We start from the raw sequence: 23,180 nt of genomic DNA, 5'->3' as shown, positions 1-23,180 counted from the left end.
AAAAAGGAGAACAATCATATGAAATCAAGAAAACTGGCTATAACTGCACTTTTAATTGCAATAAATGTTGTATTAAGCAGTATTATCATCATTCCTCTAGGACCAGTTAAGGCAGCACCAGTACAGCATTTTGTAAATGTATTAAGTGCGGTCATAGTAGGTCCTTGGTATGGATTAGCTCAAGCGCTTATATCATCAATTTTAAGAGTTCTTTTTGGTACTGGTACAGCTTTTGCATTTCCAGGTAGTATGATTGGAGTTTTATTGGCTAGTATGTTTTACATATATCGTAAACATATATTCATGGCCGCGGTCGGTGAAGTACTTGGAACTGGTGTCATCGGAAGTTTAATTTGTATACCATTAGCATATTTCCTTGGGCTTCAAGACTTCTTCATTAAACCGTTAATGATTACGTTCATAGTCTCAAGTGCTATCGGATCTATTATAAGTTATTTCTTATTAATTACTCTAAAAAAACGTGGTATTCTTCAAAGGTTTATAAAATAATTTTATGATATATGATTTCAAACAGAGTCATTGTTCATTTTAATATTGAACGCCCTTACTTAATTAAATGTCTTGAATGTTAGAATTTTAATTTAATTCTAAACATGCTATTGACACATTTTATTAGGTTTGAGGCGTTTTCTTATACATTTAAGATGCTTCGTGATTATATGGTATGAATAGGTTTGTAAAAGTAAGTATGTTAAAATGTATAAGTTAAATAATTAATAATTAGAAAGCTTACAAACGAATATATTGTAAAGACAAATTTTAAAAAGAGACAAGGGTTGTGAAGAAATAATATGTCTAATGTTACACCAATGATGCAGCAATATTTAAAAATAAAATCAGAATACCAAGATTGCTTATTATTTTTTAGACTAGGTGATTTCTATGAAATGTTTTATGAAGATGCCAAGGAGGCATCACGTGTACTTGAAATTACTTTAACTAAAAGAGATGCTAAAAAAGAAAATCCAATTCCGATGTGTGGTGTTCCGTATCATTCTGCAGATAGTTATATAGATACACTTGTTAATAATGGATATAAAGTAGCTATTTGTGAACAGATGGAAGATCCGAAACAAACGAAAGGTATGGTTAGACGTGAGGTAGTAAGAATTGTGACTCCAGGAACTGTGATGGAGCAAGGTGGTGTAGATGATAAACAAAATAACTATATTTTAAGTTTTGTTATGAATCAACCTGAAATTGCGCTTAGTTACTGTGATGTTTCTACTGGCGAATTAAAGGTTACACATTTTAATGATGAAGCGACTTTATTAAATGAAATTACGACGATAAACCCTAACGAAGTTGTTATCAATGACAATATTTCCGATAATTTAAAAAGACAAATTAATATGGTGACAGAAACAATAACAGTCAGGGAAACGTTATCATCAGAAATCTATAGTGTGAATCAAACTGAACATAAATTAATGTATCAAGCGACACAATTATTGCTAGATTATATTCATCATACACAAAAACGTGATTTATCGCATATCGAGGATGTTGTTCAATATGCAGCTATAGATTATATGAAAATGGATTTTTATGCTAAGAGAAACCTTGAGTTAACGGAAAGCATTCGATTAAAATCAAAAAAAGGAACGCTACTTTGGCTAATGGACGAAACGAAAACACCAATGGGAGCACGCCGCTTAAAACAATGGATAGATAGACCACTAATAAGTAAAGAACAAATTGAAGCACGATTAGATATCGTTGATGAATTTAGTGCTCATTTCATAGAAAGAGACACCTTAAGAACATATCTTAATCAAGTGTATGATATTGAACGTCTTGTTGGGCGTGTTAGTTATGGAAATGTTAATGCGAGAGATTTAATTCAACTTAAACATTCCATTTCTGAAATACCGAATATTAAAGCATTACTAAATTCTATGAATCAGAATACTCTTGTACAAGTTAATCAACTAGAACCCCTTGATGATTTACTTGATATATTAGAACAGAGTTTAGTAGAAGAACCACCAATTTCAGTTAAAGATGGCGGACTATTCAAAGTTGGTTTTAATACGCAATTAGATGAATATCTTGAAGCTTCAAAAAACGGAAAAACATGGTTAGCAGAATTACAAGCCAAAGAAAGACAACGTACAGGAATAAAATCATTGAAAATAAGCTTTAATAAAGTGTTTGGTTATTTTATAGAAATAACACGTGCCAACTTGCAAAATTTTGAACCAAGTGAATTTGGTTATATGAGGAAGCAAACGTTATCGAATGCGGAACGTTTTATAACTGATGAACTTAAAGAAAAAGAAGATATCATTTTAGGTGCGGAAGACAAAGCCATCGAATTAGAATATCAATTATTTGTTCAGCTACGTGAAGAAGTTAAAAAATATACTGAACGTTTACAACAACAAGCTAAAATTATTTCAGAGCTAGATTGTTTACAGAGCTTTGCAGAAATTGCTCAAAAATATAATTACACTAGGCCTTCATTTAGTGAAAATAAAACATTAGAATTAGTGGAATCTAGGCACCCAGTAGTGGAAAGAGTAATGGATTATAATGACTATGTGCCTAATAATTGTCGATTAGATAATGAAACATTTATATATTTAATTACAGGTCCGAATATGTCTGGTAAATCGACATATATGAGACAAGTTGCCATAATTAGTATAATGGCCCAAATGGGAGCTTATGTCCCTTGTAAAGAGGCAGTGTTACCTATATTTGATCAAATATTCACTAGAATAGGTGCGGCAGATGATTTGGTTTCAGGTAAGAGTACGTTTATGGTAGAAATGCTAGAAGCACAAAAGGCATTAACTTATGCAACAGAGGATAGTTTGATTATTTTCGATGAAATTGGACGTGGTACTTCAACGTATGACGGTTTAGCTTTAGCGCAGGCAATGATAGAGTATGTAGCTGAAACATCACATGCTAAAACGTTATTTTCAACACATTATCATGAATTGACAACATTAGATCAAGCATTACCAAGTCTAAAAAATGTTCACGTCGCTGCTAATGAATATAAAGGTGAACTTATATTCTTGCATAAAGTCAAAGATGGTGCAGTTGACGATAGTTATGGTATTCAAGTTGCGAAATTAGCTGATTTACCTGAAAAAGTTATTAGCAGAGCACAAGTGATCCTAAGCGAGTTTGAAGCGTCTGCTGGTAAAAAATCATCGATATCAAATTTAAAAATGGTCGAAAATGAACCTGAAATTAATCAAGAAAATTTAAACTTAAGTGTTGAAGAAACAACTGATACTTTATCTCAAAAAGACTTTGAACAAGCATCATTTGATTTGTTTGAAAATGATCAAGAAAGCGAGATTGAACTACAAATTAAAAATTTGAATTTATCTAATATGACACCAATTGAGGCATTGGTGAAGTTAAGTGAATTACAAAATCAATTAAAATAGAGGTGTTGCAAAATGGGGAAAATTAAAGAACTCCAAACCTCATTAGCAAATAAAATCGCAGCAGGTGAAGTAGTTGAAAGACCGAGTTCTGTTGTGAAAGAACTGTTGGAAAATGCTATAGATGCAGGCGCTACAGAAATAAGCATTGAAGTAGAGGAATCTGGCGTCCAATCTATTCGCGTAGTCGATAATGGAAGCGGAATTGAAGCGGAAGACTTAGGATTAGTATTTCATAGACATGCGACTAGTAAATTAGATCAAGATGAAGATTTATTTCATATTAGGACATTAGGATTCCGTGGTGAAGCACTAGCCAGTATTTCATCAGTTGCTAAAGTAACATTGAAGACTTGCACGGATAATGCTAATGGAAATGAAATATATGTAGAAAATGGTGAAATATTAAATCATAAGCCTGCAAAAGCGAAAAAAGGAACAGATATACTTGTAGAATCATTATTTTATAATACACCAGCACGTTTAAAATATATTAAAAGTTTATACACTGAACTAGGTAAAATAACAGATATTGTCAACAGAATGGCAATGAGCCATCCGGACATTCGAATAGCACTCATTTCAGATGGCAAAACAATGTTAAGTACAAATGGTTCAGGACGAACTAATGAAGTGATGGCAGAGATTTATGGGATGAAAGTTGCACGAGATTTAGTACATATATCTGGAGATACAAGTGATTATCACATTGAAGGTTTTGTTGCAAAGCCTGAACATTCTAGAAGTAATAAGCACTATATTTCTATTTTTATTAATGGACGATACATTAAAAACTTTATGCTAAATAAAGCGATTTTAGAAGGCTATCATACACTCTTAACAATAGGTAGGTTCCCGATTTGTTATATTAATATTGAAATGGATCCAATCTTAGTAGACGTAAATGTTCATCCAACAAAACTAGAAGTGCGTTTATCAAAAGAAGAGCAACTATACCAATTGATTGTGAGCAAAATACAAGAAGCATTTAAAGACCGTATATTAATTCCTAAAAATAACTTGGATTATGTGCCAAAAAAAAATAAAGTATTACATTCATTCGAACAACAAAAAATCGAATTTGAACAAAGACAAAACACAGAGAATAACCAAGAGAAGACGTTTTCATCTGAAGAAAGTAACAGTAAGCCATTTATGGAAGAAAATCAAAACGATGAGATAGTTATAAAAGAAGATTCATATAATCCATTCGTAACGAAAACATCTGAAAGTTTAATAGCTGATGATGAATCTTCTGGTTATAATAATACACGTGAAAAAGATGAAGACTACTTCAAAAAACAACAAGAAATTTTACAAGAAATGGATCAAACATTTGATTCAAATGATGATACAACTGTGCAAAATTATGAGAATAAAGCGTCTGATGATTATTATGATGTAAACGATATTAAAGGAACAAAAAGTAAAGACCCTAAACGAAGAATTCCATATATGGAAATTGTTGGACAAGTACATGGAACGTATATTATTGCTCAAAATGAATTTGGCATGTACATGATTGACCAGCATGCAGCTCAAGAAAGAATAAAATATGAATATTTTCGAGATAAAATAGGTGAGGTTACCAATGAAGTACAAGATTTATTAATCCCGTTAACATTTCATTTTTCAAAAGATGAACAATTAGTCATTGATCAATATAAAAATGAGCTTCAACAAGTAGGTATCATGTTAGAACATTTTGGTGGTCATGATTATATTGTAAGTAGCTATCCAGTTTGGTTCCCTAAAGATGAAGTAGAAGAAATTATTAAAGATATGATTGAGCTAATTTTGGAAGAGAAAAAAGTAGATATCAAAAAATTACGTGAAGATGTAGCAATCATGATGTCATGTAAAAAATCCATTAAAGCGAATCATTATTTACAAAAACATGAAATGTCTGATTTAATTGATCAATTAAGAGAAGCGGAAGATCCATTTACATGTCCACATGGTCGTCCAATAATCATTAATTTTTCAAAATACGAATTAGAAAAATTATTTAAGCGTGTGATGTAGAGAGGATGAATCAAGTGAATAACAACATATTGCCTGCTATAAGAAACATTAAAGATTTAGAGAAACTGATTAAAACAGATTATAAAATGTGTGTGCTTCTAGATATGCATATAGGACATATAAAAAGTATTATGGAATTGCTGAAGCAAAATCATATAGAGTGTTTTATTCATATAGATTTGATAAAAGGTTTAAGCCACGATGAATTTGCAAGTGAATTTATTATTCAGCAATACAAGCCAAAAGGTATCGTATCGACTAAATCTAAAGTAATAAAAAAAGCTAAATCATTAAATACTTTAACGATTTTTAGAGTATTTATTATTGATAGTCAAGCATTGAAACGCAGTATAGATTTGATAAAAAAAGTTGAACCTGATTTTGTTGAAGTACTTCCAGGTGTTGCGAGTAAAGCGATTCATCATATTCAGAAAGAAACAAACACACAAGTCATTGCAGGTGGCCTAATTAATACAATAGATGAAGTCAATGAAGCTGTTAAAAATGGAGCGAAATATGTAACAACTAGTTATGATAAACTTTGGTAAATCATAAGTCTGCAAAAATTTCATTTTTCACGAGATTTAGTCATATAACATAATAAAAAAGCCGTTTTCATATGGGATATGCAGTAGGTATCATACAAAAAATAATCAAATAAAATAATTAGCACCTCTAAAACGATTAAAATCATTAAAGTTTTAGAGGTGTTTATTATTAAAAAATGCAACTGGTCATAAAAAATATGGCTGAAGAATGTCAATTAAACATAATGGCGTCATAAATAAATTAGTTAGGATTGGTATTTCTAGTTTTCAAATTAAACTACTTTTATAAAGACTTGAAAAATTAAATTTGACAAAATTTTTACAAAAACCATTGACAACGCTTTCATATCGATAGTATCATAACAAATATAATAAAAGTTAATACATAGAATAGAGACGGGAGATTTCTACGAGCCAAACTGCTAGTGTAGGAATCTCTTTGTCTTTTTGGGAGGACATTTAATATGAATGTATATTTAGCAGAATTCCTAGGAACTGCAATCTTAATCCTTTTTGGTGGTGGCGTTTGTGCCAATGTCAATTTAAAGAGAAGTGCTGCGAATGGTGCTGATTGGATTGTCATCACAGCTGGATGGGGATTAGCGGTTACAATGGGTGTGTTTGCTGTCGGTCAATTCTCAGGTGCACATTTAAACCCAGCGGTGTCTTTAGCTCTTGCATTAGACGGAAGTTTTGATTGGTCATTAGTTCCTGGTTATATTGTTGCTCAAATGTTAGGTGCAATTGTCGGAGCAACAATTGTATGGTTAATGTACTTGCCACATTGGAAAGCGACAGAAGAAGCTGGCGCGAAATTAGGTGTTTTCTCTACAGCACCGGCTATTAAGAATTACTTTGCCAACTTTTTAAGTGAGATTATCGGAACAATGGCATTAACTTTAGGTATTTTATTTATCGGTGTAAACAAAATTGCCGATGGTTTAAATCCTTTAATTGTCGGAGCATTAATTGTTGCAATCGGATTAAGTTTAGGCGGTGCTACTGGTTATGCAATCAACCCAGCACGTGATTTAGGTCCGAGAATTGCACATGCGATTTTACCAATAGCTGGTAAAGGTGGTTCAAATTGGTCATATGCAATCGTTCCTATCTTAGGACCAATTGCCGGTGGTTTATTAGGTGCAGTGGTATACGCTGTATTTTATAAACATACATTTAATATTGGTTGTGCAATTGCAATTGTTGTAGTTATTATTACTTTGATTTTAGGTTACATTTTAAATAAATCATCAAAAAAAGGTGATATCGAATCAATTTACTAAAATAAAAAGAAACGTAAATAGCATAATTTAACATGTTTGATTCATGGATTATGCTATTTTTTCGCCAAAATTTAACAGATTTTGTACAATGGGTTAGCGATTATTTTTTAATAAAGGAGATACTACTAATGGAAAAATATATTTTATCTATAGACCAAGGAACAACAAGCTCAAGAGCGATTTTATTCAATCAAAAAGGGGAAATTGCAGGGGTAGCACAACGTGAGTTTAAGCAATATTTTCCACAATCAGGTTGGGTTGAACATGATGCAAATGAAATTTGGACATCTGTGTTAGCTGTAATGACGGAAGTAATTAATGAAAATGATGTTAGAGCTGATCAAATTGCAGGTATCGGTATTACAAACCAACGTGAAACAACGGTTGTTTGGGACAAACATACTGGCCGCCCAATTTATCACGCAATTGTTTGGCAATCACGTCAAACACAATCAATTTGTTCAGAATTAAAACAACAAGGATATGAACAAACATTTAGAGATAAGACAGGATTACTTTTAGATCCGTATTTTGCAGGTACAAAAGTTAAATGGATTCTAGACAATGTTGAAGGTGCACGAGAAAAAGCAGAAAATGGCGATCTATTATTTGGAACGATTGATACTTGGTTAGTATGGAAATTATCAGGAAAAGCTGCGCATATTACTGATTATTCAAATGCGAGTCGTACATTAATGTTTAATATCCATGATTTAGAATGGGACGATGAGTTATTAGAACTACTTACAGTACCTAAAAATATGTTGCCAGAAGTTAAAGCTTCGAGTGAAGTATATGGTAAGACAATTGATTACCACTTCTATGGTCAAGAAGTACCAATCGCTGGAGTAGCTGGTGATCAACAAGCAGCATTATTTGGACAAGCTTGCTTCGAACGTGGTGACGTGAAAAACACATATGGAACTGGTGGCTTCATGTTAATGAATACAGGTGACAAAGCGGTTAAATCTGAAAGTGGTTTATTAACAACAATTGCTTATGGTATTGATGGAAAAGTAAATTATGCGCTTGAAGGTTCCATCTTTGTTTCGGGTTCAGCAATCCAATGGTTACGTGATGGATTAAGAATGATTAATTCAGCACCACAATCAGAAAGTTATGCGACACGAGTTGACTCTACTGAGGGTGTTTATGTTGTTCCAGCTTTTGTAGGTTTAGGAACACCATATTGGGATTCTGAAGCACGTGGTGCGATTTTCGGTTTAACACGTGGAACTGAAAAAGAGCACTTTATCCGTGCAACTTTAGAATCATTATGTTACCAAACTCGTGACGTTATGGAAGCAATGTCAAAAGACTCTGGTATTGATGTCCAAAGTTTACGTGTCGATGGTGGTGCAGTTAAAAATAACTTTATTATGCAGTTCCAAGCAGACATTGTTAATACTTCTGTTGAAAGACCTGAAATTCAAGAAACTACAGCTTTAGGTGCTGCATTTTTAGCAGGATTAGCAGTTGGATTCTGGGAGAGTAAAGATGATATCGCTAAAAACTGGAAATTAGAAGAAAAATTCGATCCGAAAATGGATGAAGGCGAAAGAGAAAAATTATATAGAGGTTGGAAAAAAGCTGTTGAAGCAACACAAGTTTTTAAAACAGAATAAACTTGTAGATTAGACTTTTGTATAAACATTGTGATACAATCAATTTAAGTTAATATTTGAATCGAGAAACGAGAGATTTGTTCGAACATGTACAATTGAAGGATTGTTTATGTGGGACAAGTCTCTCGTTTTTACATTTTTTAGGAGGCGTTTTGGAATGGCATTGTCTACTTTTAAGAGAGAACATATTAAAAAGAATTTAAGAAATGATGAATATGATTTAGTAATTATTGGTGGCGGTATTACAGGTGCAGGTATTGCACTAGACGCGAGTGAAAGAGGAATGAAAGTTGCATTAGTTGAAATGCAAGACTTTGCACAAGGAACAAGCTCAAGATCTACAAAATTAGTCCATGGTGGTTTGCGTTACTTAAAACAATTCCAAATTGGAGTAGTTGCCGAAACTGGTAAAGAACGTGCGATTGTTTATGAAAATGGGCCTCATGTTACGACTCCAGAGTGGATGCTTTTACCAATGCATAAAGGTGGAACATTTGGTAAATTCTCAACATCAATTGGTTTAGGAATGTATGATCGTTTAGCAGGTGTTAAGAAGTCTGAACGTAAAAAAATGTTATCTAAAAAAGAAACTTTAGCTAAAGAACCATTAGTTAAAAAAGAAGGTCTAAAAGGCGGCGGTTACTATGTTGAATATCGTACTGACGATGCGCGTTTAACTATTGAAGTTATGAAGCGTGCTGCTGAAAAAGGCGCAGAAATTATCAACTATACTAAGTCTGAACACTTCACTTATGATAAAAATCAACAAGTAAATGGTGTTAAAGTTATTGATAAATTAACTAATGAAAATTATACAATTAAGGCTAAAAAAGTGGTTAATGCAGCAGGTCCATGGGTTGATGATGTTAGAAGTGGTGATTATGCACGCAATAATAAAAAATTACGTTTAACTAAAGGTGTACATGTTGTTATTGATCAATCAAAATTCCCATTAGGTCAAGCAGTATACTTTGATACTGAAAAAGATGGAAGAATGATTTTTGCAATTCCACGTGAAGGAAAAGCGTATGTAGGTACTACAGATACATTCTATGACAATATCAAATCTTCACCATTAACTACACAAGAAGACAGAGACTATTTAATCGATGCGATTAATTACATGTTCCCTAGTGTTAATGTTACAGATGAAGATATTGAATCAACATGGGCAGGAATTAGACCATTAATTTACGAAGAAGGCAAAGACCCTTCTGAAATCTCTCGTAAGGATGAAATTTGGGAAGGTAAATCAGGTTTATTAACTATTGCAGGTGGTAAATTAACAGGCTATCGTCACATGGCTCAAGACATTGTTGATTTAGTATCTAAACGCTTGAAAAAAGACTACGGTTTAACATTTAGTCCATGTAATACAAAAGGTCTGGCAATTTCAGGTGGCGATGTAGGAGGTAGCAAGAACTTTGATGCGTTTGTAGAGCAAAAAGTAGATGTAGCTAAAGGATTCGGCATTGATGAAGATGTTGCAAGACGTTTAGCATCTAAATATGGTTCAAATGTTGATGAATTGTTCAACATTGCGCAAACATCTCAATACCATGATAGCAAGTTACCATTAGAAATTTATGTAGAACTTGTTTATAGTATTCAACAAGAAATGGTATACAAACCTAACGATTTCTTAGTTCGTCGTTCTGGTAAAATGTACTTCAATATTAAAGATGTATTAGATTATAAAGATAGTATCATCGATATTATGGCTGATATGTTAGACTACTCACCAGCTCAAATTGAGGCTTATACTGAAGAAGTTGAGCAAGCAATTAAAGAAGCGCAACATGGAAATAATCAGCCAGCAGTTAAAGAATAATTAATTTGTACAATCATAAACTGGTGTCCTGTTTTAGGGGCATCAGTTTTTTTATATGAGATACATTAGTCAATTGAAACTATGCATCACTAAATGTATGATAATAATAAAAGCGAATATAAAAACGTTGTTATTAAAGGTGTGAGATGATGACTGAAAAACAATTTAAATTAACTGTACAAGATAACACGAATATTGAAGTTAAAGTGAATTTTACAGATGTAGATTCAAAAGGAATTATTCATATATTTCATGGTATGGCTGAACATATGGAACGTTACGATAAATTAGCACATGCACTTTCAAAGGATGGCTTCGATGTGATATGTCATAATCATCGAGGACATGGTATTAATATTGATGAATCAACAAGAGGGCATTACGATGATATGAAACGAGTTATCGGTGATGCCTTTGAAGTAGCGCAAACAGTGAGAGGCAATGTTGATAAACCATACATTATAATCGGACATTCAATGGGATCCGTTATAGCTAGATTGTTTGTAGAAACATATCCGCAATATGTTGATGGTCTAATTTTAAGTGGGACAGGGATGTATCCATTATGGAAAGGATTACCAACCGTTAAGGTGTTACAACTGATTACAAAAATTTATGGTGCTGAGAAACGGGTTGAATGGGTTAACCAGTTAGTATCAAATAGTTTTAATAAAAAAATACGTCCATTACGTACACAAAGTGATTGGATTTCTAGTAATCCAACTGAAGTAGACAACTTTATTAAAGATCCATATAGTGGATTTAATGTGTCAAATCAATTATTATATCAAACAGCCTATTATATGCTACATACATCACAATTAAAAAATATAAAAATGTTAAATCATGCCATGCCTATATTATTAGTTTCAGGATGTGACGATCCTTTAGGTGATTATGGTAAAGGGATTTTAAAATTGGCGAATATATATAGAAAAGCTGGCATTAAAAATGTTAAAGTGAATCTTTATCATCATAAACGTCATGAAGTGTTATTTGAAAAAGATCATGACAAAATTTGGGAAGACTTGTTTAAATGGTTGAATCAATTTTATAAAAAATAAAGAAAGTGGAATTAAATATGAATAAAAATAAGCCTTTTATTGTAGTAATTGTGGGGCCAACTGCTTCAGGTAAAACAGAGCTTAGCATAGAACTCGCGAAGCGTATCAATGGTGAAATCATAAGCGGTGATTCTATGCAAGTCTACAAACATATGAATATTGGAACTGCAAAAGTAACACCTGAAGAAATGGATGGTATTCCACATCATTTAATTGATATCTTGAATCCTGATGATACATTTTCAGCATATGAATTCAAGCGATTAGCAGAAGATTTAATTACTGATATAACGAATAGAGGTAAAGTTCCAATCATAGCAGGTGGAACAGGCTTATATATTCAATCATTAATATATAATTATGAATTAGAAGATGAAACAGTTACACCTGCACAATTATCCATAGTTAAACAAAAGTTATCTGCATTAGAACATTTAGATAATCAGCAACTACACGATTATTTAGATCAATTTGATGCGGTTTCTGCAGAAAATATTCACCCTAACAACCGCCAAAGAGTGTTGCGCGCTATTGAATATTATTTAAAAACAAAAAAACTTTTGAGTAATCGCAAGAAAGTGCAACAATTTACTGAAAATTATGATACATTATTATTAGGGATTGAAATGTCGCGCAAAACATTATATTCAAGAATAAATAAACGTGTTGATATTATGTTGGATCACGGATTATTTAGAGAAGTGCAACAACTTGTTGAACAAGGCTATGAATCTTGCCAAAGTATGCAAGCTATTGGATATAAAGAATTAATACCTGTGATTAACGGACAAATGATTTATGAAGATGCTGTCAATGATTTAAAGCAACATTCACGCCAATATGCAAAACGACAAATGACATGGTTCAAGAATAAAATGAGTGTTCATTGGTTAGATAAAGAAAATATGTCACTTCAAATGATGTTAGATGAGATTACAACCCAGATTAAGTAAAAGGAGTCCGACAGATGATTGCAAACGAAAACATCCAAGACAAAGCACTAGAGAATTTTAAAGCAAACCAAACTGAAGTAACTGTATTCTTTCTAAACGGTTTCCAAATGAAAGGTGTTATTGAAGAATACGACAAGTATGTCGTAAGCTTAAATTCTCAAGGCAAACAACACTTGATTTACAAACATGCGATCAGCACTTATACAGTAGAAACTGAAGGTCAAGCATCTACTGAAAGTGAAGAATAAGTTGTAATCATATGGGCACGATTTAATGACTCGTGTACATAACGTTTGAAGTATGATAAATAGATATAGAAATAAAGTCATATGTGACATCAATTAAATGATGTTCAAATGACAAGATACAATAGAGGAATGTTTGTAATAAAAACGCTTCATATAATGGTCGAGTCAATATATGATACGACTTTATATGAAGCGTTTTATTTGCTATGAGCTAGTATATTTTATAATAACTTTTCTATTTCTCTTTCGATTTGAACAGGTTTTTTTTGAGGTGCAAATCGTTTAACAACGTTACCTTCGCGATCCACTAAAAACTTAGTGAAATTCCATTTGATTTTCTCATTAAAGAATCCATGTTGTGCCGCAGTCAAATATCTAAATAAAGGTAATTGATGTTCCCCTTTTACGTCTATTTTTTGATGCATAGGGAAGGTAACACCATAGTTTAATTTACAGTTTTGAGCTGCTTCTTCGCCTGATCCAGGTTCTTGGCCACCAAATTGATTACAAGGGAAACCTAGAATTACAAACCCTTGATCTTTGTATTTCTCGTATAATGATTGCAAACCTTCAAATTGTGAAGTAAAGCCACATTCGCTAGCTGTATTAACAATTAGCATAACGTCACCCTTATATGCATCTAATTTGTAAGTAACACCTTTATTTGTTTCTACTACAAAATCATAAATTGTCTCCATTGAATCATCCTTTCGATTTACTTAAAATGTACCATAAAATCGTGTAATAGTCTTTACTAAAACTCTATGATAGAATACTTTGAGTAGGATTTTATTAAGGAGATGTATAACATGGCTCAGCAACAAATTCATGATACTAAAAATAAACTAGAAAAAGCTGTCTTAGTCGGTGTACATGCTCAAGATGATAAGCAATTTAATTTTGAGTCTACAATGGAGGAATTATCATCTTTATCAGAGACTTGCCAACTTGAAGTGTTGGGTCAAATTACTCAAAACAGAGATCGTGTAGATCGCAAATATTATGTTGGTAAAGGTAAAATTGAAGAAATTCAAGCATTTATTGAGTTCAAAGATATTGATGTAGTCATCACAAATGATGAATTAACGACTGCACAATCCAAATCACTAAATGAAGCTTTAGGTGTAAAAATTATTGATAGAACTCAGTTGATTCTTGAAATATTTGCATTAAGAGCAAGAAGTAAAGAAGGTAAATTGCAAGTAGAGCTAGCACAACTTGATTATTTATTACCTAGATTGCAAGGCCATGGTAAAAGCCTTTCTCGTTTAGGTGGCGGTATTGGAACTAGAGGCCCTGGTGAAACGAAGTTAGAGATGGATCGCAGACATATTCGAACTCGTATGAATGAAATTAAACATCAATTGCGGACGGTAGAAGAACATCGCGAAAGATATCGAAATAAAAGAAATCAAAATCAGGTGTTTCAAGTAGCTTTAGTTGGTTATACAAATGCTGGTAAATCATCATGGTTTAATGTTTTAGCAAATGAAGAGACGTATGAAAAAGATCAATTATTTGCAACGTTAGATCCTAAAACACGACAAATTCAAATAAATGATGGATTTAATTTAATTATTTCAGATACTGTTGGTTTTATACAGAAACTACCTACGACGTTAATTGCAGCTTTTAAATCAACTTTAGAAGAGGCTAAAGGTGCGGATTTATTAGTACATGTCGTAGATAGTAGCCATCCTGAATACCGTACACAGTATGACACAGTTAATGATTTAATCAAACAATTAGATATGAGTCATATTTCTCAAATAGTTATTTTTAATAAAAAGGACTTATGTGATCATGCATCAAATCGTCCAGCAAGTGATTTGCCTAATGTTTTTGTTTCTTCTAAAAATGATGGTGATAAATTACTTGTTAAGACGTTATTTATTGATGAAATCAAAAGGCAATTAACTTATTATGATGAGGCAATTGCGACGAATAATGCAGATCGATTATATTTTCTAAAACAACATACATTAGTGACTGAACTTAAATATGATGAAATTGAAAATGTTTATCGTATAAAAGGATTTAAAAAATAATAAAAGGACGAAATTCAAATGAAAGATATAAGTAAGATAGTAGCTGACGTCGAATCAACGTTAGCACCATATTTTAAAGAAATTGAAGAAACAGCATATATTAATCAAGAAAAAGTATTAAATGCGTTTCATCATGTCAAAGCAACCGAAAGTGATTTACAAGGATCAACAGGTTACGGGTATGATGATTTTGGACGTGACCATTTAGAAGAAATATATGCGCAGGCATTTAAAGCAGAAGATGCAATTGTTCGTCCGCAAATTATTTCAGGTACGCATGCGATTACTATTGCATTACAAAGTTTATTAAAACATGGTGATGAATTAATTTATATAACGGGTAGTCCATATGACACTTTACTTGAAGTCATTGGCGTAAACGGAAATGGTATTGAAAGTTTAATGGAGTACGGCGTATCGTATAAAGATATTGCACTTAAAGAAGGTAAAATCGATATTGAAAGTGTGTTAGATGGGGTTTCTGAGCGCACCAAAGTAATAGCGATTCAACGTTCGAAAGGCTATGATCAAAGACCTTCAATTCCTCTAGATGAAATTGAACAGGTGATTATTAGGTTGAAAGAAGTGCATCCTAATATTTTAATATTTGTGGATAACTGTTATGGGGAATTTGTAGAAAGACGTGAACCTATAGAATGTGGTGCCGATTTAATAGCAGGATCATTAATTAAAAACCCTGGCGGTGGTTTAGCTAAGATTGGTGGATACATTGCTGGTAGAAAAGATTTAATTGAACGATGTGGTTATAGATTGACAGCACCTGGTATTGGTAAAGAAGCAGGTGCATCATTAAATGCATTGCTTGAAATGTATCAAGGTTTCTTTTTAGCACCACATGTTGTCAGTCAGAGTCTTAAAGGGGCATTGTTTACTAGTTTATTTTTAGAAAAAATGAATATGAACACAACGCCGAAGTACTACGAAAAACGAACTGATTTAATTCAAACAGTTAAATTTAAAACGAAAGAACAAATGATTTCATTTTGTCAAAGTATTCAACACGCATCCCCAATTAATGCACATTTTAGTCCAGAACCGAGTTATATGCCTGGTTACGAAGATGATGTTATTATGGCTGCTGGTACGTTTATTCAAGGTTCATCGATTGAATTATCTGCAGATGGACCTATTCGTCCTCCTTATGAAGCGTATGTTCAAGGAGGATTAACATATGAACACGTTAAAATTGCTGTGACAAGAGCTGTTAATCAGTTGAAAGAACAAGGACTTATATAATAGATTAAATTTCACCCTAAATGATAATGTATTTTGGGTGAAATTTTTTTGCGGAGATTTATCAGATTATTTTTAAAAATTGAAAAAATATTTTAGCTGTAGATTGTTTTATGGCGTTTTAAAGGTCAAAATTGCAGTTATATCAATGTTTTGAGTTTTATGTCAGAAAACCTGACATATTTTTGAAATCCTAAAAAAATTATGATAAGTTATTAACAAGTTCAAAAGTAGAGGAGAGGAACAATGATATCGAATGATGCAATCAGACGAAATATGGCTGTCTTCTCTATGAGTGTAGTAAGTAAATTAACGGATTTAACGCCAAGGCAAATACGTTACTATGAAACACATGAACTCATCAAACCTGAAAGAACAGAAGGTCAAAAACGTCTGTTCTCACTCAATGATTTGGAAAGATTACTAGAAATTAAATCACTTTTAGAAAAAGGATTTAATATCAAAGGGATTAAACAAATCATTTATGACTCACAAGAGCATTTAACAACAGATGAACAAGAGATAAGAAAAAAGATGATTGTAGATGCCACGCAAAAGCCTATTGGAGAAACTTTACCAATAAATCGTGGTGATTTATCCCGATTTATTAAATAAAATTTGGAGGATTTTAAAATGCCAAAACGTACTTTCACTAAAGACGACATTCGTAAATTTGCAGAAGAGGAAAATGTAAGATATTTAAGATTACAATTCACTGATATTTTAGGAACAATTAAAAATGTTGAAGTGCCTGTAAGCCAATTAGAAAAAGTACTTGATAACGAAATGATGTTTGACGGTTCTTCTATCGAAGGTTTCGTACGTATCGAAGAATCTGACATGTATTTACATCCAGATTTAGATACTTGGGTAATCTTCCCATGGACTGCTGGTCAAGGTAAAGTAGCACGTTTAATTTGTGATGTATATAAAACAGATGGTACGCCATTTGAAGGGGATCCACGTGCAAACTTAAAACGTGTATTAAAAGAAATGGAAGATTTAGGCTTCACAGACTTTAACCTAGGGCCTGAACCAGAATTCTTCTTGTTTAAGTTGGATGAAAAAGGAGAACCAACTTTAGAACTTAATGATGATGGTGGATATTTCGATTTAGCACCTACAGATTTAGGAGAAAACTGTCGTCGTGATATTGTTTTAGAATTAGAGGATATGGGCTTCGATATTGAAGCTAGTCACCATGAAGTTGCACCGGGTCAACATGAAATCGACTTTAAATATGCGGATGCAGTTACAGCATGTGATAACATCCAAACATTTAAATTGGTTGTTAAAACAATTGCACGTAAGCATAATTTACATGCAACATTCATGCCTAAACCATTATTTGGTGTGAACGGTAGCGGTATGCACTTTAATGTTTCATTATTCAAAGGTAAAGAAAATGCATTCTTTGATCCGAATACTGAAATGGGCTTAACAGAAACAGCTTACCAATTCACAGCTGGTGTACTTAAAAACGCACGTGGATTTACAGCGGTATGTAACCCATTAGTAAACTCATACAAACGTTTAGTTCCTGGTTATGAAGCACCATGTTATATTGCATGGAGCGGTAAAAACCGTTCACCGTTAATCCGTGTACCATCTTCAAGAGGATTATCAACTCGTATTGAAGTACGTTCAGTTGACCCAGCTGCGAACCCATATATGGCATTAGCTGCAATTTTAGAAGCTGGTTTAGACGGTATTAAAAATAAATTAAAAGTTCCAGAACCTGTTAACCAAAATATTTACGAAATGAATCGTGAAGAACGTGAAGCAGTAGGCATTCAAGACTTACCTTCAACACTTTACACAGCATTAAAAGCAATGCGTGAAAATGAAGTTATTAAAAAAGCTTTAGGAAATCATATCTATAATCAATTTATTAATTCAAAATCAATTGAATGGGATTACTACAGAACTCAAGTATCTGAATGGGAAAGAGATCAGTACATGAAGCAATATTAATACGCTAAACAATGATGGGAAATCAGTAATATCAAGGGCTAGAGCGTTTTGCTTTAGCTCTTTTTTGATTTGGAAAGATGGGATTTCACTTGACCACTTTTGTTAAAAATGGATTTGGTCAAGTTTTGGTCAAGTAAATGTTTTATGTATTTATTTTTTTAAAGCTGGGGAAGACCATTTTATATTTTAGTTCACATGAATTTTAATATATTTGGAGGTGATGAGATGAGGCGATAAAAGAACGTCGCGAAAACGTTGAGTATTACTTGAAAATAGCCATATTCATATTACTTCTCATCGAATTCATTTGCAGAACGTTCTAAGGTAAGACCCCGAAAAGAGGGACCTTACTACGCATTATTAAGGGGGTAATACTATATGAAAAGAGAAACAAAACAAAAAATATCTTTTTGTTTATCGATCGGTATTTTCATTTTAGTTATACTACTATTGATATTCTAAAAAATTAAAAATTTCTCCTCATCTAATTTATGAATTGCTATGATGAAATATTCAATACAATCAAAGAATTGATAGAAAACAAAGAGATATCGAGTTATCAAATTAATAAAGATACTGGGATAAGTTACGGTAATATTAATGCTATGCGCCGTAGAGAAAGAAGAATAGAAAATTTAAGCTTAAAGAATGCAAAGATCTTATATGAATATGCGAAAAAGGTATTGTAATATAAGCATTGAGTTCAATAGGCATACAATAACTGCCCAAACTAGTGACTGAGTGGGTGCTTTTATAGTATTAAAAGTTTTCTAAAAGTGAAAGAAATCATGTTTAGTGATTTACTTATGTTTTTCAAAATAGTATAATAATTTTATACAATATATAGAGCTTCAGTATACCTTTTGAGTATATATGGAGTTCTTTCTTTTTATACAAGATGTATATGTATAAATGGAAATATTTAATACATTACATAAAAACCTTTAGGTGCACTTAGAGGGATGTTAATCATAAAAAAAGAGATTTTGAAAAATATAGGCTATTATACTTTAGAATTACAAATTATAAATCTTGCCAGTGGATATGGGAGTTCAACATGTCACTTACCCCAATTTGTGGAATGTTAAATAACTATAAAGAGGAAAGGAGAAAAAATGATAAGAATGGTTAAAGAAAAAGAACGAATAGCAAAATTAAATTTCGAATAGCTGTGACGAGCTTAATAATTCAAGTACTTAATTTTATCAAATCGTTCTTTTAAAAAGGTAAAGGGCAAAAGACCTTTACCACATTAAATAGGGAGGTGGTATTTATGACAAGAGAATTAAGGAAAAAATTAACTCTCTATCTTAACATTGCAACTTTAATATTATTTATTATTAATTTAACTAGAAAAAAATAAATTATTCTTTCATTTTGACAAAAATTATGAACCAGTTTAAAGAAATTTATAATACAATAGAAAAATTACTAAATGATAAATCAATATCTAATTATAGAATTAATCAAGACACTGATGTTTCTTATGGTGGTATAAGTGAATTAAGAAGCGGGAAAAGAAAAGTGAATAATTTAACTTTAGAAACAGCGGAAAAACTCTATAATTACCAAAAACAATTAGAAATAATGATTGAAGATTAAAATAAGGCCATATTTTTGAAATATCATGGAGTGAGCCTTTTAAGTCATCTAATTTTAAAGTATATTAAATATGGATAACTTAATGTGAATATAAATAAAAAATTATCAAATAATATAATATAGAATAGATGGAGACAAGAAATTTTATCAATATATAAAAAAACGCCAATACTATTAGGTATTAGTTTATGAATTAACTAGTTTGGCAACTAGAAAAAAACAATGTATTGCTAAACGTAGTTACTGCATTAGGATTATTATAATTATAAATAGAAAGAGAGTGTGATTAATAATGAATGAGATTGAAACTATTATAAGTGAAATAGAAAAGTTATTAACTAACAATACACCATATAGTATTTCAAAAAACTCAGGTGTACCACGTCAAACAGTTACTGATTTAAAGGTAGGTAAAACTAAAATAAAAGAAGCTAAATTTAAAACGATAATCAAGTTATATGAATATCAAAGAACATTAGAAAATAAAACAGAATGTTAACAAAAATATTTTGTTAGGTTAGGTGGACAAGAAATTAAATTTCTAATGATTTCATGGTTGTCTGTCCACGTTTTGTCCACCTCAATAAGATAATCTCTTAGTTTTAGAAATTGTACATGGTTAAATAATCAAAAATGCATATTATGAAATTATCATTGCCATTAAATCTTGAATGATCTTTAAGCGATGATATAAAAGGCTGAACACAGTAAATAAGTTAACTTTAATGCAGTATTCTATACTATACATATTTTGTAATAATGTTTATGCACATAATTTTTCATTGACAATTTTTTATATTAAATTGTGTAATTGGCATATATGATGATTTGTGATAATTATATTGTAATATAGCATTTGGTTTTATGATTCTAAAATTAATAGATTTGAAAAGTATACTTTATTTCATGAAAGTTTTTGGTACATTTATTTGAAAATGTTTTTATTACAAAGTTACATGGCTAAATGTTTCTTAACAAAATTAATTTTTCGAGTGTAAAGAATCGTGTGGTAAACATAATTTATATAGATTATAAGGAGGTGAAAATGGTCGAGGAAGTTAAAACGATAAAATAGTTTGAATGTTTTGATTTCAATTCTGGTAGGACTATTGAATTTGCAATCTAATAAGAATGTGAGGTTTGATTTAATATGAAGTCATATTCTTTGAATAAAATATTACTTTCTCACCATTAGTAAAATGAAGATGACTATTAAAGTGCGAAAAACAAATAAAAAAGAGAAAATAGAATTTTTAATAGGGACGTTTATAATTATTTTAGTAATATTAGGGTTCAAAATTATGAAATAAATGTATAGTATTTGAGAAGTCTATATGACTCCGGAAAAATTAAATTCTAAAGATATCTCAATATCTCAAATTTAATAGACTACTGGAGTTAGTAGTTTGAATATTGAAAGACACTAATCTAATAAAAATACATAAAAGGTTAAACTTTAGAAGTGGCTGTAAACTTCAATGAATACTAAACATTGAAGTTTTGTAAAAGGCGTAAGGTATACAAGACAAATCGTTTATCTTTGACAAAGTAATTGATGATGAAAAGTCGTTAATATGTAGAAACAAAAATTGAAAATATAAAATTTAACTATTATGAAGTGATGATAGCCATTAATGAATAGAAAAATAATAAAATCATTTATAGATAAAAAATACGTTAAGTTCACAGAATTTCGAAAAAAAGCAGAAAACATTGTACAGATATGGAGATGAAAAAATGTCAGAATACAAGAAAAAAATAATTGAATTAATTGAAAGTAATTTAACAGGATATGAAATTTCTAAAAAAACTGGAGTTTCTCAATACGTACTTTCACAATTAAGACAGGGCAAACGCGAAGTAGATAATCTAACCCTGAATACAACAGAAAAATTATATGAATATGCCAATAAAGTTTTGTAATTTAACTAATGTATAAATTAATCAAGCTATGTTTATTTGATTTAACTATTAATAAAAATCATATGGTGAATGGATATTATAATAATTAAAATACAAAAATAGTAGATTCCAATTTGTGAAAAAGGAGTATGTCGTTTCATTTAGAATTTATTGCACGAAATTAGCATCGAATAAGGGAAAATAAGTGTTAAGTTTTAAATGATAAAAAAGATTGGAATGGATCGTCTTGAAATGCTCCCTTCAAAGTTTTCATTTTTTCAATGTCGACTTCGAAGGGGGCATTTTCATTAAATTGTTATAGCTTTTTATATTTGTATAATGAACATATAAGTTTAAGAAGGTGCGAGTGAAGGAAATAAAAAAGCTCAAATGTACCAAATTGTTAATCTTAATAAATCTCTACTTTATAAAGATTGAATGGACATTCGAGCGTTAATCAGTCAGGAGGGACTTTCCCTCCTACAATTTAATAATAATACTTGCTTCACCACTATACAAGGAGTGAGTTGTTATGTTCAAAGTGAATTATTCGATTTTAAGTTATTATCCAGAATATAATATCGCAGTAAGTTGGCAACGTTTAAGAGAAGGAAAAACAATAAAAAACAAGATTTAATACTGCTGCGTCATGAGGCGCTTGAACATTATTTGATGAATAAGTATAATTTCAACTATGATTATGCACATAAAATTGTATCAAAAAAATACGATTATTCAATTTTTATAAAAAAGAAGGTGGATTAAATGCTTACATTAATAAAATTGAAAGAAGATGAACAGGTTATAATATATGAATATATACCTGAAGATGATATAAGTAACGGTAAAGGTTCAGTAACTTTTAATAAAAAAGATGCAGAGGTTATAGATTTCTCATTATCTGAAATAGAAAATGAAGAATATTTTATGTTATATCGTAATAAGTCTTTTTCTGTAGTAAGAGACTTTATCGAGAAGCAAGAATTTCCCGAAAATTATAAAATAGCATGGTATTAAAGCATCCTTTCTACACAGATAAAGAGAAAGCGATGCTATTTTTATATGCTTTTTTCATTATTCGTTGAAAAAGAAGAGTCACAAAAGTTAACATATTTAAAAGAACTTGGTGAAGATGGCGAATATAAATATGTTGCCAAAATAGATAGTAAAACATCTAAATTATGTCATTCACTCAACGGAAAAATATTTAAAGTTAAAGATATGATACCAGGTGTGAATGCGCCACCTATGCATCCTTGGTGTAGAAGTGTCAATAGCGGTTTAAAAATGCTGTTTTATGGCGGTTTGAAAATGTCGTTTTTTAGCGGTTTAAGATTGTCGTATATTTAATGATTTTTCGGTTTTATAATCTTTTAATCGATATGATTCTCCAGT

Annotated in this window: 22 protein-coding genes and 1 pseudogene; 22 read left to right on the top strand and 1 reads right to left on the bottom strand. The window is 31.3% G+C overall.

The genetic code is table 11. The annotated features are described in order from the left end of the window. Positions 1-18 precede the first annotated feature (18 nt). The 10 genes from thiW to hfq all read left to right on the top strand — a co-directional run bounded on the left by thiW (position 19) and on the right by hfq (position 13,005). Positions 19-510, top strand: a complete 492-nt coding sequence (thiW, locus tag IDG65_RS12315; protein WP_000842277.1) for an energy coupling factor transporter S component ThiW — start codon at positions 19-21, stop codon at positions 508-510. Between the two features lie 302 nt (positions 511-812). Continuing rightward, positions 813-3,431, top strand: a complete 2,619-nt coding sequence (gene mutS, locus IDG65_RS12310; RefSeq protein ID WP_000073352.1) for a DNA mismatch repair protein MutS — start codon at positions 813-815, stop codon at positions 3,429-3,431. 12 nt (positions 3,432-3,443) lie between these two features. Continuing rightward, positions 3,444-5,453, top strand: a complete 2,010-nt coding sequence (gene mutL, locus IDG65_RS12305; RefSeq protein ID WP_000516260.1) for a DNA mismatch repair endonuclease MutL — start codon at positions 3,444-3,446, stop codon at positions 5,451-5,453. A gap of 5 nt (positions 5,454-5,458) precedes the next feature. Beyond that, positions 5,459-6,001 (top strand): glycerol-3-phosphate responsive antiterminator, encoded by a 543-nt coding sequence (locus tag IDG65_RS12300; RefSeq protein WP_001077635.1) that lies wholly within the window; start codon positions 5,459-5,461, stop codon positions 5,999-6,001. Positions 6,002-6,465: 464 nt separating this feature from the next. Then, positions 6,466-7,284, top strand: a complete 819-nt coding sequence (locus tag IDG65_RS12295; RefSeq protein WP_001103743.1) for an MIP/aquaporin family protein — start codon at positions 6,466-6,468, stop codon at positions 7,282-7,284. Positions 7,285-7,412: 128 nt separating this feature from the next. Next, on the top strand, positions 7,413-8,909 hold the full coding sequence (gene glpK, locus IDG65_RS12290; RefSeq protein ID WP_000417369.1) for a glycerol kinase GlpK: 1,497 nt from the start codon (positions 7,413-7,415) through the stop codon (positions 8,907-8,909). 157 nt (positions 8,910-9,066) lie between these two features. Beyond that, positions 9,067-10,740, top strand: coding sequence for a glycerol-3-phosphate dehydrogenase/oxidase (locus IDG65_RS12285; RefSeq protein ID WP_001218598.1), 1,674 nt, complete (start codon positions 9,067-9,069; stop codon positions 10,738-10,740). Between the two features lie 149 nt (positions 10,741-10,889). Beyond that, positions 10,890-11,804 (top strand): alpha/beta fold hydrolase, encoded by a 915-nt coding sequence (locus tag IDG65_RS12280; protein ID WP_000136939.1) that lies wholly within the window; start codon positions 10,890-10,892, stop codon positions 11,802-11,804. Positions 11,805-11,821: 17 nt separating this feature from the next. Then, positions 11,822-12,757: a tRNA (adenosine(37)-N6)-dimethylallyltransferase MiaA gene (miaA, locus tag IDG65_RS12275; RefSeq protein ID WP_001670325.1), complete on the top strand. Its 936-nt coding sequence runs from the start codon at positions 11,822-11,824 to the stop codon at positions 12,755-12,757. Positions 12,758-12,771: 14 nt separating this feature from the next. Beyond that, on the top strand, positions 12,772-13,005 hold the full coding sequence (gene hfq, locus IDG65_RS12270) for an RNA chaperone Hfq (RefSeq protein WP_000561358.1): 234 nt from the start codon (positions 12,772-12,774) through the stop codon (positions 13,003-13,005). A 221-nt stretch (positions 13,006-13,226) separates the two neighbouring features. Here hfq and IDG65_RS12265 read toward each other — a convergent pair whose 3' ends face one another. Next, entirely contained in the window at positions 13,227-13,703 is a 477-nt protein-coding gene (locus tag IDG65_RS12265; RefSeq protein WP_000448078.1) for a glutathione peroxidase, read from the bottom strand. A gap of 111 nt (positions 13,704-13,814) precedes the next feature. Here IDG65_RS12265 and hflX point away from each other — a divergent pair, with 111 nt between their 5' ends. The 12 genes and pseudogenes from hflX to IDG65_RS12205 form a co-directional block, all read left to right on the top strand. Next, positions 13,815-15,053, top strand: coding sequence for a GTPase HflX (gene hflX / locus IDG65_RS12260; RefSeq protein ID WP_000068615.1), 1,239 nt, complete (start codon positions 13,815-13,817; stop codon positions 15,051-15,053). 18 nt (positions 15,054-15,071) lie between these two features. Continuing rightward, complete coding sequence (locus IDG65_RS12255; protein WP_000652054.1) at positions 15,072-16,310, top strand: methionine gamma-lyase family protein; 1,239 nt, start codon at positions 15,072-15,074, stop codon at positions 16,308-16,310. A gap of 243 nt (positions 16,311-16,553) precedes the next feature. After that, positions 16,554-16,922 (top strand): MerR family transcriptional regulator, encoded by a 369-nt coding sequence (locus IDG65_RS12250; RefSeq protein WP_000624945.1) that lies wholly within the window; start codon positions 16,554-16,556, stop codon positions 16,920-16,922. Positions 16,923-16,940: 18 nt separating this feature from the next. Then, positions 16,941-18,281, top strand: a complete 1,341-nt coding sequence (gene glnA, locus IDG65_RS12245) for a type I glutamate--ammonia ligase (protein ID WP_001126603.1) — start codon at positions 16,941-16,943, stop codon at positions 18,279-18,281. Positions 18,282-18,772: 491 nt separating this feature from the next. Further along, positions 18,773-18,970 (top strand): hypothetical protein, encoded by a 198-nt coding sequence (locus IDG65_RS12240; protein WP_001789891.1) that lies wholly within the window; start codon positions 18,773-18,775, stop codon positions 18,968-18,970. A 688-nt stretch (positions 18,971-19,658) separates the two neighbouring features. Next, a complete protein-coding gene (locus IDG65_RS12235) occupies positions 19,659-19,883 on the top strand; it encodes a hypothetical protein (RefSeq protein ID WP_001789892.1) in 225 nt (74 codons plus the stop codon). Positions 19,884-20,175: 292 nt separating this feature from the next. Then, on the top strand, positions 20,176-20,382 hold the full coding sequence (locus IDG65_RS12230; protein ID WP_001002340.1) for a hypothetical protein: 207 nt from the start codon (positions 20,176-20,178) through the stop codon (positions 20,380-20,382). A 700-nt stretch (positions 20,383-21,082) separates the two neighbouring features. Further along, a complete protein-coding gene (locus tag IDG65_RS12225) occupies positions 21,083-21,193 on the top strand; it encodes a hypothetical protein (RefSeq protein ID WP_001788716.1) in 111 nt (36 codons plus the stop codon). Between the two features lie 427 nt (positions 21,194-21,620). Continuing rightward, a complete protein-coding gene (locus tag IDG65_RS12220; RefSeq protein WP_000006110.1) occupies positions 21,621-21,806 on the top strand; it encodes a hypothetical protein in 186 nt (61 codons plus the stop codon). Between the two features lie 511 nt (positions 21,807-22,317). Then, positions 22,318-22,422, top strand: coding sequence for a hypothetical protein (locus tag IDG65_RS12215; RefSeq protein ID WP_000477492.1), 105 nt, complete (start codon positions 22,318-22,320; stop codon positions 22,420-22,422). A gap of 128 nt (positions 22,423-22,550) precedes the next feature. Further along, positions 22,551-22,802, top strand: a complete 252-nt coding sequence (locus IDG65_RS12210; protein ID WP_000956747.1) for a hypothetical protein — start codon at positions 22,551-22,553, stop codon at positions 22,800-22,802. Between the two features lie 75 nt (positions 22,803-22,877). Then, positions 22,878-23,054 (top strand): annotated as a pseudogene (locus IDG65_RS12205) (minor capsid protein); the annotation flags it as partial. Positions 23,055-23,180 lie beyond the last annotated feature (126 nt).

This window comes from Staphylococcus sp. EG-SA-17, from assembly GCF_017151845.1.
Classification (GTDB): Bacteria; Bacillota; Bacilli; order Staphylococcales; family Staphylococcaceae; genus Staphylococcus; species Staphylococcus aureus.
This window is presented reverse-complemented; position numbering and strand designations above follow the sequence as displayed.

Excerpts from the sequence above, each read along its gene's own strand:
- IDG65_RS12295 (WP_001103743.1), top strand. The coding sequence starts at position 6,466 with ATGAATGTATATTTAGCAGAATTCCTAGGAACTGCAATCTTAATCCTT.
- miaA (WP_001670325.1), top strand. The coding sequence starts at position 11,822 with ATGAATAAAAATAAGCCTTTTATTGTAGTAATTGTGGGGCCAACTGCT.
- IDG65_RS12220 (WP_000006110.1), top strand. The coding sequence starts at position 21,621 with ATGTCAGAATACAAGAAAAAAATAATTGAATTAATTGAAAGTAATTTA.
- IDG65_RS12230 (WP_001002340.1), top strand. The coding sequence starts at position 20,176 with ATGAATGAGATTGAAACTATTATAAGTGAAATAGAAAAGTTATTAACT.
- IDG65_RS12225 (WP_001788716.1), top strand. The coding sequence starts at position 21,083 with ATGAAGATGACTATTAAAGTGCGAAAAACAAATAAAAAAGAGAAAATA.
- mutL (WP_000516260.1), top strand. The coding sequence starts at position 3,444 with ATGGGGAAAATTAAAGAACTCCAAACCTCATTAGCAAATAAAATCGCA.
- mutS (WP_000073352.1), top strand. The coding sequence starts at position 813 with ATGTCTAATGTTACACCAATGATGCAGCAATATTTAAAAATAAAATCA.
- IDG65_RS12255 (WP_000652054.1), top strand. The coding sequence starts at position 15,072 with ATGAAAGATATAAGTAAGATAGTAGCTGACGTCGAATCAACGTTAGCA.
- IDG65_RS12215 (WP_000477492.1), top strand. The coding sequence starts at position 22,318 with ATGTTCAAAGTGAATTATTCGATTTTAAGTTATTATCCAGAATATAAT.
- IDG65_RS12210 (WP_000956747.1), top strand. The coding sequence starts at position 22,551 with ATGCTTACATTAATAAAATTGAAAGAAGATGAACAGGTTATAATATAT.
- IDG65_RS12285 (WP_001218598.1), top strand. The coding sequence starts at position 9,067 with ATGGCATTGTCTACTTTTAAGAGAGAACATATTAAAAAGAATTTAAGA.
- glpK (WP_000417369.1), top strand. The coding sequence starts at position 7,413 with ATGGAAAAATATATTTTATCTATAGACCAAGGAACAACAAGCTCAAGA.
- hfq (WP_000561358.1), top strand. The coding sequence starts at position 12,772 with ATGATTGCAAACGAAAACATCCAAGACAAAGCACTAGAGAATTTTAAA.
- IDG65_RS12300 (WP_001077635.1), top strand. The coding sequence starts at position 5,459 with ATGAATCAAGTGAATAACAACATATTGCCTGCTATAAGAAACATTAAA.
- glnA (WP_001126603.1), top strand. The coding sequence starts at position 16,941 with ATGCCAAAACGTACTTTCACTAAAGACGACATTCGTAAATTTGCAGAA.
- IDG65_RS12240 (WP_001789891.1), top strand. The coding sequence starts at position 18,773 with ATGAATTGCTATGATGAAATATTCAATACAATCAAAGAATTGATAGAA.
- thiW (WP_000842277.1), top strand. The coding sequence starts at position 19 with ATGAAATCAAGAAAACTGGCTATAACTGCACTTTTAATTGCAATAAAT.
- IDG65_RS12265 (WP_000448078.1), bottom strand. The coding sequence starts at position 13,703 with ATGGAGACAATTTATGATTTTGTAGTAGAAACAAATAAAGGTGTTACT.
- IDG65_RS12280 (WP_000136939.1), top strand. The coding sequence starts at position 10,890 with ATGACTGAAAAACAATTTAAATTAACTGTACAAGATAACACGAATATT.
- hflX (WP_000068615.1), top strand. The coding sequence starts at position 13,815 with ATGGCTCAGCAACAAATTCATGATACTAAAAATAAACTAGAAAAAGCT.
- IDG65_RS12250 (WP_000624945.1), top strand. The coding sequence starts at position 16,554 with ATGATATCGAATGATGCAATCAGACGAAATATGGCTGTCTTCTCTATG.